The following is a 13,084-nucleotide window of genomic DNA, read 5'->3' on the forward strand; positions in this document are numbered from 1 at the left end:
AACGCGAGACGAGCTCGCTCACTACAAGGTGAGGGTGGTGTTTTTTGAGAGGAGTGCCGATGGACCGATTTCATGAAATGCAGGTGTTCCTGGCGGTGGCCGAGGAGGAGGGCTTTGCCGCCGCCGCGCGCCGCCTGAACACCTCGCCGCCCAGCGTCACGCGGGCCATTGCCGCCATGGAGGAACGCATCGGTACCCAACTGCTGGCGCGCACCACCCGTAGCTTGCACCTGACCGAAGCCGGCCAGCGTTACCTGGAAGATTGCCGGCGCATCCTGGCGGAACTCGATGAAGCCGAAGAAGCGGCGGCGGGCAGTTACTCCATCCCCTGCGGCCACCTGACGGTCACCGCGCCGGTGCTGTTCGGCGAGTTGTATGTGGCGCCGGTGCTGGGGGAATACCTGGACCGCTTTCCGTTGGTGAACATCAATGCGTTGCTGGTCGACCGCGTGGTCAACCTGGTCGACGAAGGCGTCGATGTAGCCGTGCGTATCGGTCATCTGCACGAGCCGGGCCAGCAGGCGATCAAGGTCGGTGAAGTGCGCCGGGTCGTCTGTGCAGCGCCAGCCTATCTCGACCAGCACGGGCGACCGGAGCATCCGTCGCAGTTGCGTGAGGCCAAGATCGTCACGTCATCGTCGAGCCAACTGGTGAGTGGCTGGGAGTTTGTCGACGCCGGCCAACCCTTGACCGTGCCCATCGAGCCGCGCCTGGTCGTTACGGCAAACAATGCCGCGATCAACCTGGCACGCCTGGGCTGGGGCATGACGCGGGTGCTGTCCTATCAGGTCGCCACGGCAGTGGCGGCGGGCGAGTTGGAGATCGTCCTTCAAGCGTATGAGGCTGAGCCGTTACCGATCCAGGTGGTGTTCCAGAAGAGCGGCCGTGTACCGGCCAAGATCAATACCTTTGTCGACTTCCTCAGCCATCGCCTGGGCCAGGATGCTGCCCTGAACCCGGCGATGAAACGGTGCGGTTGATGGAGCGCTATCGCGACATGCAACTGTTCGCAGCACTGGCCGGGCACTCGAGCCTGGCCGGCACGGCGCGCAGTGTGCAGGTGTCCGGGCCAACCCTGGTCCGTGCGGTGGCCCGCCTGGAAGCGCGGCTACGCGTGCGGTTGCTTGAGCGCAGCACGCGCGGCGTGAACCTGACCGACGCCGGCAACGCGTACCTGGCCGATTGCGTGCGCCTGCTCGCCGCCGTGGGCGCCGCCGAAGCCTCGGCCAAAGGCTTGCATGTGCAGGCCCAGGGCAACCTGCGGGTGTTTCTGCCCTTTCTGTTCAGCCGTTATGTGATGGCGCCGGTGTTGGCCGACTACCTGGACCGTTATCCCGAGGTGAGCCTAGCGGCGCATTACCACGACTATTATCCAAACCTGCACGAAGAAGGGCTGGACGTGGCGATCCTCGTCGGTGAACTGCCCGACTCATCATTGATCGCCCGGCCCGTGGGGCAGGTGCGGAATATTCTTTGCGCCAGCCCCGACTATCTCGCTGTTCATGGCGAGCCCCAACGCCCGCACGACCTCAAGCAGCATCGGCTGATTGCCAGTGCCGATCAGGTGCATTGGGATTTCCAGGGTTATCAACTCAAGGCCCGTGCGCGCCTTGGCTGCGCCACGGTGCAGGGCGCGATCAATGCGGCGGTGCATGGCGCGGGGGTGATTCGCTGCCTGAGTTACCCGGTTCACGAGCATCTGCAGAATGGACAATTGCGCCGCCTGTTGCCGGGTTTTGAACAGCCGCCATTGCCCGTGCACGTGGTGTATCGCCAAGGCCGCAACGCACCGATGCGCGTGCGCAGCTTTGTCGACCACTGCGTGGCGGCGCTGCGTGAACACCCGGCATTTCAGCTGGCGTAACAGTGGATTGCCTGGCGTGGTGATTCCCTCGGTGGCGGGCAGGGCGCAGCATCGGGTTATCCAACATGAGGTGCTTGCCATGAACCTGATCGAACAATCCCCCTGGCATGCCGGTGAACGGCACATGCAAGAAGCTGTGGGCGTCGCCGAGCGCATGGCCGTGGTCGGGCCCAAGGTGATCCGTGACCATTTGCCCGAGCAGCATCGGGATTTCTACCCCTTGTTGCCGTACCTGATGCTGGGTGTGGTGGACGAGCAAGGTATTCCCTGGGCGACGATGCTTGAAGGTGCGCCGGGCTTTGCCCACTCGCCGGACCCACAGACCTTGCAGGTTGATAGCTTGCCATCCGCGAGCGACCCTGCCCGCAATGCCTTGCGTGAAGGCGCATCCATTGGCTTGCTGGGCATCGACCTCAACACCCGCCGTCGCAACCGTATGAATGGGCGTATCGGTGTGCTCGATCACGAGGGCTTTTCGGTCGACGTGGTGCACACGTTCGGCAATTGCCCCAAGTACATTCAACTGCGGCCGATGGATGCCGTCGCACGTAAACCCGGTAGCGTGGCCGAACGTTCCAGCAGCCTGGATGAGGCGGCCCAAGCGGCAATCCGCAACGCCGATACCTTCTTCGTCGCCAGCTATGTCGAGGTGGATGGCCAGCGCTCGGTGGACGTTTCCCATCGCGGCGGCAATACGGGTTTTGTACGGGTCGAAGGCAACGTGCTGACCATCCCTGACTTTGCCGGCAACCTGTTCTTCAACACCTTGGGTAATTTGCAGGTGAACCCGGTGGCGGGGTTGTTGTTTATCGATTTTGAATCGGGGGATGTGCTGCAGGTGGCTGGGCGTACTTCACTGATCCTCGATGGCCCTGAAGTGGCGCTGTTCGAGGGCGCCCAGCGCTTGTGGACGGTCACCGTGGAACATGTCGTACGGCGCCCGGCGGCGTTGGCGTTGCGGTGGCAGTTCGCGGAGTTTTCGCCGTTCAGTCTGGCGATGGGGAGTTGGTAGTCTGTCCCGCCCCTCGACGATCCCCGATATGTTGCGGGATGTTGAACCGCCGGATTGAACGATTGCTTTGGGTTAGCCTTGTTTTCCTACAAACAACAAGGAAGTGTCATGCAACGGAAGGTCATTAATCCCACAACGGTATTCAACGCCCTGCAATACGGCTTCAGCCAGGCCATGGAAGTGCCGCAAGGCCGGCGCATCATGCTGTCCGGCCAGGTCGGTGTGGATGCTGACGAGCGCACCGTCGGCCCGGGTATTGCGCAACAGACCGCCGCCGCTTTGGACAACATCGAAAAGGTGCTGGCCGAGGCCGGCGGTGACCTGTCTCACGTGATCATGTTGCGGCTGTACATCGCCGAGTCCGCCCGTGACCAGCAGGAGCCGATCGCGCAAGCGCTGCGCGAGCGCTTCCCGCACAACCCGCCGCCGTCTTCGTGGATTATCGTCAGCGGGTTGTCGTTGCCGGATTGGTTGATTGAGATCGAGGCGGAGGCGGTGATTGCGCAGGCGTAAATCCAATTAGGGGGATCGGCAGGCGGGCCTCTTGTGGTGAGTGGGCTTTCTGTGGCGAGCGGGCTTGCCCCGCGTTGGGGCGCGAAGCGGCCCCAGGTTCGGAAGCGTGCGGTGTGTCAGGTAATCCTCGGCGCCTGGTTTTGGGGCTGCTTCGCAGCCCAACGCGGGGCAAGCCCGCTCGCCACAGTTGCAGTGTCCGCCCTATTGGGAGGGTATCAGCCAGATATGGCCGGTTTTTCAAAGACCTTGAAAGGGCTGACCCTCAGTACCGAATCATTACCGACTTGAGCTCGGTGTAATCCTCGATGAATGCACTGCCAAACTCCCGCCCAACCCCCGAAGACCTATTGCCCCCAAACGGCACTGCCGGGTCGAGCAGTGTGTGCATGTTCACCCACAACGTGCCGGCCTTGATCGCCGGCACCATGCGCAGGGCCTTGCCCAAGTCATTGGTCCACAGGCTGGCGCTGAGGCCGTAGGGGCCGTTGTTCATCAGCGCGAGCAGCTCGTCTTCACTGTCGTAGGGCAGGAAGGTCGCGATCGGGCCGAAGGTTTCTTCGTTGAGCAGGGTGTCGTTGATGCTGTTGGCGAGGATCACCGTGGGTTCGACGTAGCAGCCGGGGCGGTCGATGAGTTTGCCGCCGTGGATGATCCGGTTGTTTTCGGTGCGGGCCTGGCTGAAGTAGCCGAGCAGTTTGAGTTGATGCTGATGGTGGGTGACCGGGCCGAATTCGGTGCGTTCGTCCAGCGGCGAGCCGATGGTGAGGCGGCTGAGGCGCTGGCTGAGTTTGTCGAGCACCGCGTCTATCTGCGAGCGGTGCACGAAGAAACGTTCGGCCGCCGCGCAGATTTGCCCGGAATGCAAAAAACCGGCTTCGATGATGCCGTCCACCGCCTTGTCCACGTCCACGTCACGCAGGAAGCCGGCGGCGTTCTTGCCGCCCAGTTCCAGGGTCGCGCGGGTGAGGCCGGCGCCCATGGCACTGCGGCCTACGGCGATGCCGGTGGGCACCGAACCGGTGAAGGACACCTTGTGCGTGCCGGGGTGTTCCACCAGGCCTTTGCCGACGTGGCCGCCGCCCGTCAACACGTTGAGCACACCCGCCGGGAGGCCGGCCTCAATCGCCAGCTCAGCGATACGCAGTATGGTCAGCGGCGTAAATTCGCTGGGCTTGATGATGATGCTGCAGCCGGTCACCAGTGCCGAGGCGAGTTTCCAGATGGCGATCATGGTCGAGAAATTCCACGGCACGATGCCTACCACCACGCCCACCGGTTCGCGCAGGGTGAACGCGGTGTAGCGTTCGCCATTGAACGAGGGCAGCGACGGGGTGAGCGTCTGGCCGCTGATCTTGGTCGCCCAGCCTGCGTAGTAACGCAGGAAGTGCGCCGCCTGGTCGACCTCGAACGCACGAGCAACCTGGATGATCTTGCCGGACTGGCAGGTCTCGATCTGCGCCAGTTCTTCGCGGTTGCGTTCGAGCAGGTCGGCGAGCTTGAGCAGCACATTGCCGCGTGTCGCCGGCGCAGCCTGGGACCACAACTGGAAGCCCCGGTTGGCGGAGTCTACGGCCGCATCGATATCCGCCAGGTCGGCATCGGCGACCTGGGCGATCACCTCACCGGTGGCCGGATTGGTCACCGCCAACGTCTGGCTGGAATGGCTGCGGACGTTGACACCGTCGATGAACAGCCCATGGGGTCGACGTAAAAACGCTTCGACGTGAGGCAGCAGCGGGATATCACTCATGGCAGGTTCCTGGCAGTTCACAAAAGAAAAGCCGAGGGTAATCAAGCCACCGGCGCCTGGCTTGACTGTGCCTGCCAGGCGTCATGCCTGTGGCTGCCGCGCCTGTGAAAAGTACAACCTTGCCTGTGGAACGTGCATTTTCCACCGGCCCGCGCCGTTCGATACTGGCCCTGCATCCAGCGCTGCTCCTCGACTTGGAGCGGCTGCCGGACTTCCAATAATAAGCAGGGCCGTCCATGAAAAAGCCAAACCCACTCCTCGAAGACCTTAAGCCCCTCCTGCCGCTGATCGCGGCGAATGCCACGCGTGCCGAACAGCAACGCCAGGTGCCGGATGAGAACATCGCCTTGCTCAAAAGCATCGGCCTGCACCGTGCCTTTCAACCCAAGGCCTTTGGTGGCCTGGAACTGTCGCTGCCCGAGTTCGCCGACTGCATCGCCTTGCTCGCCGGCAGCTGTGCCAGTACCGCCTGGGCCATGAGCTTGCTGTGCACCCACAGCCACCAACTGGCGCTGTTTTCGGCCCGGTTGCAGCAGGAAATCTGGGGCGAAAACCCGGATGCCACCGCCAGCAGCAGTATTGCGCCGTTCGGGCGCGTGGTGGAGGGCGAAGGCGGTGTGCACTTCAGCGGTGAAATGGGCTGGAGCAGCGGCTGTGATCACGGCGAATGGGCGATTGTCGGCTGCCGTCGACAGAATGCCGAAGGCACCCAGGATTACTGCTTTGCCGTGCTGCCGCGCAGCGACTACCAGATCCGCGATGACTGGTTCGCCGCCGGCATGAAGGGCAGCGGCACCAAGACCCTGGTCATCGACAATGCCTGGGTGCCCGAGCACCGGATCCAGAAGGCCAGGGACATGATGGAGGGCAAGTCCGCAGGTTTTGGCCTCTACCCCGACAGCCAGATTTTCTACGCGCCATACCGGCCGTATTTCGCCAGTGGTTTTTCCACCGTCAGCCTGGGCGTGGCCGAGCGCATGCTGGAGGTGTTCCGCGAAAAAACCAGAACCCGCGTGCGCGCCTACACTGGTGCTGCCGTGGGCGCGGCAACGCCGGCGTTGATGCGCCTGGCCGAGTCCACCCACCAGGTGGCCGCTGCCCGCGCATTCCTCGAAAAAACCTGGCAGGACCACGCCGAACACAGCGCCGCCCAGCGTTACCCGAGCCGCGAAACCCTGGCGTTCTGGCGCACCAACCAGGCCTACGCCACCAAGATGTGCATCGAGGCGGTGGACCGCCTGTTCGCCGCAGCCGGTGGCAATGCCTGGTTCGAACACAACGAAATGCAGCGCCTGTTCCGCGATTCGCATATGACCGGCGCCCATGCCTACACCGACTACGACGTCTGCGCGCAGATCCTCGGCCGTGAGCTGATGGGCCTGGAGCCGGACCCGAGCATGGTGTGACCCGTTCTTCCACTACAACAATCAGGGCGTCCGTCCGAGGGCGCCCGGGAGTCTTGCATGCCTGACAACAGCCTTTTCGACCCACGGGCCTTTCGTCGTGCCCTGGGCAACTTCGCCACTGGCGTGACCGTGGTCACCGCCGCTACCGCGTCCGGGCGCAAGGTGGGCGTGACCGCCAACAGTTTCAACTCGGTGTCCCTCGACCCACCGCTGGTGCTGTGGAGTATCGACAAACGCTCCAACAGCCACGAAGTGTTCGAGGAGGCCAGCCACTTTGCGGTAAATGTGCTGGCGGCGGATCAGGTGCACCTGTCCAACAACTTTGCGCGCCCACGCGAAGACCGCTTCGCGCTGATCGAGTACGAACCGGGGGAGGGCGGTTCACCGGTGTTCGCCGATTGCTCGGCACGCTTCCACTGTGAGAAATACCAGCAGGTGGACGGTGGCGACCACTGGATCATGATCGGCAAGGTGGTGGCCTTCGACGATTTCGGGCGTGCGCCGCTGTTGTATCACCAGGGCGCTTATGCAGAGGTCCAGGCGCTGCGTCCCTGCGCGCCCGAGACGGTTCAGAACGGTACGGCGACCACCAACTGACTGTAGACATTGGTGCCGTTGCCACCGACCTGGTTGCCGCCGGTTTCGGCATCCTTGTCGGGTTTGTAGAGGCCCAGCAGCGGGGTGATGATCAGGTGCTCGTTCACCGCCCACTCGGCGTACAGGTCCAGCTCGCGACCGTCCAGGTTCAGCTGGCCGCGGGTGCTGACGGTGGTGTAGTCGAAGAACAGCGCACCCAGGGTGAGGTTCTCCAGTGGCTTGACCTTGAGCGCCACGTGTTGCACGGAGGTGTTGGTGTTGTAGGGGCCGGAGTAGTTGCCCGCCACTTCACCCTGCACCCAGGTGCCGTAGCCGCGGTTGAAGCCGGCGAACATCGCGTCCCAGTTCTTTGAATAGCGCGCGTAGCGGTAGGTCAAGTCCGGCGACCAGGGCAGGTCGGCGAAGGTGTAGCCGGCTTCGGCGTAGCCGGCGTTCTGCTGGCTGTCGCGGCGGTTCTGGCGGGCCAGTTCAAAGGCGAAGTGCGCGTTGTCGATACCGGCATTGCCGGCGCCGCGCAGGCTGTACAGGTTCATGCCTTTGCGCTGGCGCTGCACGTCGCTGGCGAAGCGCTCGTCCACATCGATCCCATGAATATACGTGAGCCCCAGGGTGCCCGGCGCGGCGCTGTACTCCAGGGTGCCGGCGGCCATTTCGGTCATGGCCTGGGCGGGGTTGTCGGACTTGATCCACATCAGGCTGCCATGTACGCCGTCCTTGCCGCCGAGGCGAATCACCGCAGTCTTGTCGAAGGCATGGCGTGCAGCGATGTAGTAGGCGCCGCCGCGGTTGAACTCGCCGTCACCCACGCCCTTGCCCAGATTGGGGCCGTCGTCGTTGATGAGAAAACCGTCGCCCAGCATGATGATCTGCCGACCGAACGACAGGTCCACGCCGTCCTTGCCCAAGGCCGGGAACAGCTCGCCCGAACGCCAGCCGGCGAAGGCTTCGTCGAACTTGGTGGTGCGCTCCTTGCCCGTGGTGACCCCGGAGGCATCGCCATCGCCCCAGGTGCCGGAACTCACCAGGTTGGCCGTGCCATACACGCCGCCAAAGCGGCCCAGGCTCTGGTCGACGCTCAGGCCGTACTTGATGAAGGCCTCGCGCCAGGTGGAACCGCCGTTGCGCCCGTCGTAGTTCTTCTTGCTGTTGAACATCCCGTACACGGCAAGGAAGTTGCCGGTGACGTGGGTGTCGGCATCGGCGTAAAGCTCGACCGCCTGGGCTTGGCCCACCAGCAGCGCAATCCCCAGGCCGACCGCCTGGCGCAGGCCGCGATTTTTCAGTGTGTGCTCCATTGTTATTGTCCCCAGCTTGGTTAAGAGTGAGGGCGCATTAGGGCGAGTGGCGGGGGCCTGAGTCTTTTCTCTGCGTGCCAGGGAATTGACCCTGGCCGCCACGCCGCCCGCTGTGGCAGGGAGCAACAAAACCGGCGGCAGACAGGGGCAAGACGATCAATTCGAGTGGGGCGCAGAGTACCGATACATTAAAAAAACCGTCTTCGAGGACCCCACCATGTCGATCAACGACCGACTCACCGCGCACCTCAACCGGGGTACGGTAGGTTTCCCCACCGCCTTGGCCAGCACCATTGGCCTGATCATGGCCAGCCCGGTGATCCTCACCGCCACTATGGGCTTTGGCATCGGCGGCAGTGCGTTCGCCCTGGCGATGCTGATCGCCGTGGTAATGATGCTGGCCCAGGCCACCACCTTTGCCGAGGCCGCCTCGATCCTGCCCACCACCGGCTCGGTGTACGACTACATCAATTGCGGCATGGGGCGGTTTTTCGCGATCACCGGCACCTTGTCGGCGTACCTGATCGTGCATGTGTTTGCCGGCACTGCTGAAACCATCCTGTCCGGGGTCATGGCCCTGGTGAACTTCGAACACTTGAACACCCTGGCGGAATCGGCGGGTGGGTCATGGTTGCTCGGCGTGGGTTTCGTGATCGTCTTTGGGGTGCTGAACGCGTTTGGCGTCAGTGCTTTTGGCCGGGCGGAAATCATCCTCACCTTCGGCATGTGGACCACCCTGATGGTGTTTGGCGTACTGGGCTTGATCGCCGCGCCCGCTGTGCAGTTGGAAGGCTGGTTCGGTGAGTCGCTGGTGGGCACCGACCTGATCACCGTGCTGTCGCTGGTGGGCATGGCGATGTTCATGTTTGTCGGTTGCGAGTTCGTCACGCCGCTGGCGCCGGACCTGCGCCAATCGGCCAAGGTGATGCCGCGCGCGATGATGCTGGGGCTGATGGGTGTGGCCACCTGCATGTTCATCTATGGCGCGGCGATGAAACGCCAGGTGGAAAACGTGGTGCTCGATGCCGCCTCGGGCGTGCACCTGCTGGACACGCCCATGGCCATCCCCAGGTTCGCCGAGCAGGTGATGGGGCAGATCGGCCCGCTGTGGCTGGGCATCGGTTTTCTGTTTGCCGGCGCGGCCACCATCAATACCTTGATGGCCGGCGTGCCACGGATTCTCTACGGCATGGCGGTGGACGGGGCGTTGCCCAAGGTTTTCACCTACCTGCACCCACGTTTCAAGACGCCGCTGCTGTGCATCCTGGTGGCGATGCTGATTCCCTGCCTTCACGCGCTGTACCTGGGTGGCAACACCGACAACATCATGCACCTGGTGCTGGCAGCGGTGTGTGCGTGGAGCTTTGCCTACCTGCTGGTGACGATCTCGGTGGTGAGCCTGCGTATTCGGCGGCCGGACTTGCCACGGGCCTATCGCTCGCCGTGGTTCCCGCTGCCGCAGATCGTGTCGAGCATCGGCATCCTGCTGGGCATGTGGTTCATCACGCCACCGGGCATGACCCCGGCGGACATCTATGTGCCGTTTGGCGTGATGCTGGCCGGTACGGCGGCGTATGCACTGTTCTGGACCCTGGTGGTGCAGAAGGTCAACCCCTTCAAGCCGGCCTCTGTGGAGGAGGTATTGGCAAAGGAGTTCAGTAACCAACCGGAGCAGGCTGATGACGGTTATGGCGACTTTGCGGCAAAGACTGTTTGAGCTGTGGCGTGCCGATCGTGCACCGTCGGGGTATCGACCGGGGGTGACCCTGGCGCACCTGCGGCGCAACCTTGGGCTGGCAACGCTTGAAGTGGACGGCGTGGCGTTCGAGATTGTCGAGCGCACCGAGTCGCAGTTTTTGATGCACCTGGTGCTGACCGAGTTTGTCCTGCGCGTACCGGCTACGACGGGCGGCACGGCGAGTTTCGCGGTGCACCATGGCGGCGCGATCCGGCGCCATGGAATTCGTGTGCAGCGCCGTGCCGGCAACCAGGCATTGGGCCGTGAGTTGCAGGCACGCTTGTTGGCCGATGAGGCGTTGTTCCAGGCGCTGATGCCGCTGGATTTCAAGCGTCTGCGCATCGAGCTGCACGACCAGCAATGGTGCGTGCGCCTGGAGCATATGGGCGGCAGCGAGGTGGTCAATCGCCTGCCGGCGTTTCGGCGTTATATCGCCCTGAGCGCGGTGCAGCGCAGTCATTTGCTCGCGGCGCTGGTCGGGTTGAATCGGGTGTTGTCGAACCTCTGATTGGCATCATTAGTGCTTGCGCAATGGGCACACAGGTTGTTGTTGCGTGCATATAGATAACATGTTAACTATTGCATCAGAACAACAAAAAGAAGCCATTGCGGAGACACCCCATGAGCATCCCACAGCATGCACACGACGGGCTGGACACTTGGAACCGCGAGCTACGCGCCGCGTGCGGTTATTTCGAGACGGAACTGGCGTTCAACCGCTCGCTGTTCATCGGCGAGATCCGAGACTTGCCGCGCGGCGTGGCCATCCTGCGCACCAATGCCGGGCTGATCAAACGCCCGGCGCACCACGCCGACCATGACAACGACCAGGACTGTTTCCTGGTCAGCCAACGCAGCGGCTATTCGCAGATCGCGCAGAACGGCCAGACCCTGCAACTGGCGCCTGGCGAGATGCTGTTGATGGACTCGGTGGGCTCCATCGAAATCACCCCCTTCGGCCTGATCGAACACGCCTCGCTGTCACTCTCGCGGCCGCAGGTGTGCAAGCACCTGGGCGGCGACGCACGGGCTTTCGGCAAGATCTCCTCGACCAAAGCCTGCGGGCGCATGCTGCATGTGCTGATGGATCAACTGTGCAAGGACGCCACCGCAGACGGCGCGGGTGAAGTGGAGGCGTTGCAGATGGCTTTCGTGTCGCTGCTGGGATCGGCCCTGGAGCAGGGCGAAGAGTGCCGCGACGGCCTGGCAGCGCTGCAGGGCAGCAACCTGCGCAGCTACGTGCAGAAGGTCATCGATGAATCCCTGAGCCAGCCGGGGCTCAGCCCGATCGGCCTGGCCAACCGGCTGAATATCTCGGTGCGCCACCTGTACCGTCTGTTCGAAGAACAGGACGACAGCGTGTGCCGCTACATCCAGCGCGCGCGGCTCAAGCGCAGCGCGGATGACTTGACCAACCCGTGCCTGCGCAGCGAGTCGATCACCTCGATTGCCTACAAGTGGGGCTTTACCGACTCGGCGCACTTCAGCCGGTCGTTCAAGAAGCAGTTCGAGGTGTCGCCGAAGGATTTCCGTTCGAGCCGGATGCAGGCGGTGGGGGCATAAACGGGATCTTCAAAACAAAGGAGATCAAATGTGGGAGGGGGCTTGCCCCCGATAGCGGTGGTTCAGCCAAGCCTGTGGTGACTGACACACTGTTATCGGGGGCAAGCCCCCTCCCACATTTAGACCGTGCGCGGCTCAGTCATCGGGATACTCCGTGCGGTTGAGCACCTGGCAATACGAGCTGATGGGGAAGTTCGACAGCGCATCGAAGGATGCACCGGCATAGCCGAAGATCTTGCCGTCGCTGCGGTGCTGTTGCAGGTCGATCAGCACCAGGCCGAGGGTCGGCACGATCTTCTCCTGCCACACGAACAGGTACAGCTGTTCGGCGATCTTGTAGTAATGGCAGCGGTCGGTGTCGCACAGGCCTTGCTCCACGCCTTTGAGGCATTGCCAGGCATAGAACCGCTCGTTGAGGTAGATGTGCTCGTAGACTTCGCTGGGGCTGTAGCGGTACCGGTTGCGCAGGCCCACCAGTTCCTCGGTGGGCGCATGCCGGCAGTGGCCGGCCTGCCACGGGCGGTCGAGGCTGCCGTGGAGGAAGTCGACTTCCACCGAGGTCAGCGGCTTGCCGGCCAGGGCACGGTGGTAGAGGCCTTCGTGGGTCTCGGCCTGGTCCGGCAGGCGCCCGATCACGGCAGTGAACGAGGCGTTTGGTGTGTCCAGCACCAGGCTGATCGACCAGCTATGCCCGGCCTCGTGCTTGATGAAATCCACCAGGTACAGGCCCGGGCGAATCGAGGTGGCGCGGTACGGTGCGCTGCCGCTGGAGTGGCCATCGGCGGCGTGCCAGGCCAGGCGGTCCTGCTCGAAACGGTGCTCGATCTGCCAGCCATTGGCGAAATGCAGGGTGAACGCCTGGCCCGCCAGCTCGGCCAGGTTGGGCAGGATGAAGGCGTCTGGAGCGAAACCGTCGGCCAGTGCGCCGACGGTAATCCAGTCGGGAGAACTCGTCATGGCAACCCCTCCCTTACACGACGGCGAAGTAATGTTTGACGAAGCTTTCGCTGAGCACTTCCCACAGCACGGGCGTGCCTTTGGTCACGAACCAGCTGTCACCGGCTTTGTAGCGCGAGGTGTGGCCCGTGGATTCGTCGGTCAGCAGCACTTCCCCAGTGACCACCGTGGCTTGTTCAGCAAACGGATAAACCATGCGGAACTTGCCCTGGGTGGTACCGAAATAAGCGCTGCTGACCGGGTCGGTGGGCGCGCCGAACGTCATCTTGCCGAAGGCGCGCACGTCACCTTCGAGGATCTCGGAGCCGAGGTCGGCCACGGTGCCCCAAGGTTCGAGTTCCGAGAGTTGGACGTTGTGCTTGAGGGGGGTGAGGGGCATGGCAGTTCTC

General features: G+C 63.2%; 12 protein-coding genes and 1 pseudogene. 9 read left to right on the forward strand and 4 right to left on the reverse strand.

Annotated elements, in window-relative coordinates:
• Positions 1 to 59 precede the first annotated feature (59 nt).
• The 4 genes from NL123_RS10535 (at position 60) to NL123_RS10550 (ending at position 3,389) form a co-directional block, all read left to right on the forward strand.
• Complete coding sequence (locus NL123_RS10535) at positions 60 to 980, forward strand: LysR family transcriptional regulator (RefSeq protein ID WP_248482688.1); 921 nt, start codon at positions 60 to 62, stop codon at positions 978 to 980.
• The gene (locus NL123_RS10540; RefSeq protein WP_494357715.1) at positions 980 to 1,864 is read left to right on the forward strand and encodes a LysR family transcriptional regulator; all 885 of its coding nucleotides are present in this window, start codon (positions 980 to 982) and stop codon (positions 1,862 to 1,864) included. Before NL123_RS10535 ends, NL123_RS10540 begins: the two co-directional genes overlap by 1 nt.
• A gap of 79 nt (positions 1,865 to 1,943) precedes the next feature.
• Entirely contained in the window at positions 1,944 to 2,876 is a 933-nt protein-coding gene (locus NL123_RS10545) for a pyridoxamine 5'-phosphate oxidase family protein (protein WP_248482684.1), read from the forward strand.
• Positions 2,877 to 2,984: 108 nt separating this feature from the next.
• Positions 2,985 to 3,389: a RidA family protein gene (locus tag NL123_RS10550; RefSeq protein WP_494357716.1), complete on the forward strand. Its 405-nt coding sequence runs from the start codon at positions 2,985 to 2,987 to the stop codon at positions 3,387 to 3,389.
• 262 nt (positions 3,390 to 3,651) lie between these two features.
• On the opposite strand, the gene NL123_RS10555 is transcribed toward NL123_RS10550, so the two are convergent.
• Positions 3,652 to 5,139 (reverse strand): aldehyde dehydrogenase family protein, encoded by a 1,488-nt coding sequence (locus tag NL123_RS10555; RefSeq protein WP_494357717.1) that lies wholly within the window; start codon positions 5,137 to 5,139, stop codon positions 3,652 to 3,654.
• Between the two features lie 236 nt (positions 5,140 to 5,375).
• Between NL123_RS10555 and NL123_RS10560 the strand changes: the two genes are divergently transcribed.
• Together NL123_RS10560 and NL123_RS10565 are read left to right on the forward strand one after the other, a co-directional pair.
• Complete coding sequence (locus NL123_RS10560) at positions 5,376 to 6,545, forward strand: p-hydroxyphenylacetate 3-hydroxylase oxygenase component (RefSeq protein WP_494357718.1); 1,170 nt, start codon at positions 5,376 to 5,378, stop codon at positions 6,543 to 6,545.
• A gap of 57 nt (positions 6,546 to 6,602) precedes the next feature.
• Positions 6,603 to 7,082 (forward strand): annotated as a pseudogene (locus NL123_RS10565) (flavin reductase family protein); the annotation flags it as partial.
• A gap of 32 nt (positions 7,083 to 7,114) precedes the next feature.
• Here NL123_RS10565 and NL123_RS10570 read toward each other — a convergent pair.
• Entirely contained in the window at positions 7,115 to 8,437 is a 1,323-nt protein-coding gene (locus NL123_RS10570) for an alginate export family protein (RefSeq protein WP_248482676.1), read from the reverse strand.
• A gap of 217 nt (positions 8,438 to 8,654) precedes the next feature.
• Between NL123_RS10570 and NL123_RS10575 the strand changes: the two genes are divergently transcribed.
• From NL123_RS10575 to feaR, 3 genes are all read left to right on the forward strand, one after another.
• Positions 8,655 to 10,154: an APC family permease gene (locus NL123_RS10575; protein WP_248482674.1), complete on the forward strand. Its 1,500-nt coding sequence runs from the start codon at positions 8,655 to 8,657 to the stop codon at positions 10,152 to 10,154.
• A complete protein-coding gene (locus NL123_RS10580) occupies positions 10,117 to 10,683 on the forward strand; it encodes a DUF3156 family protein (RefSeq protein WP_494357719.1) in 567 nt (188 codons plus the stop codon). Before NL123_RS10575 ends, NL123_RS10580 begins: the two co-directional genes overlap by 38 nt.
• 113 nt (positions 10,684 to 10,796) lie before the next feature.
• Positions 10,797 to 11,738, forward strand: coding sequence for a transcriptional regulator FeaR (feaR, locus tag NL123_RS10585; protein WP_248482671.1), 942 nt, complete (start codon positions 10,797 to 10,799; stop codon positions 11,736 to 11,738).
• 135 nt (positions 11,739 to 11,873) lie between these two features.
• On the opposite strand, the gene NL123_RS10590 is transcribed toward feaR, so the two are convergent.
• Together NL123_RS10590 and NL123_RS10595 are read right to left on the reverse strand one after the other, a co-directional pair.
• On the reverse strand, positions 11,874 to 12,695 hold the full coding sequence (locus tag NL123_RS10590) for a molybdenum cofactor biosynthesis F family protein (protein WP_248482668.1): 822 nt from the start codon (positions 12,693 to 12,695) through the stop codon (positions 11,874 to 11,876).
• A 13-nt stretch (positions 12,696 to 12,708) separates the two neighbouring features.
• A complete protein-coding gene (locus NL123_RS10595; RefSeq protein ID WP_248482666.1) occupies positions 12,709 to 13,074 on the reverse strand; it encodes a cupin domain-containing protein in 366 nt (121 codons plus the stop codon).
• Between the last annotated feature and the right edge of the window lie 10 nt (positions 13,075 to 13,084).

The sequence above is a fragment of the Pseudomonas sp. FBCC-B1565 genome (assembly GCF_059133265.1).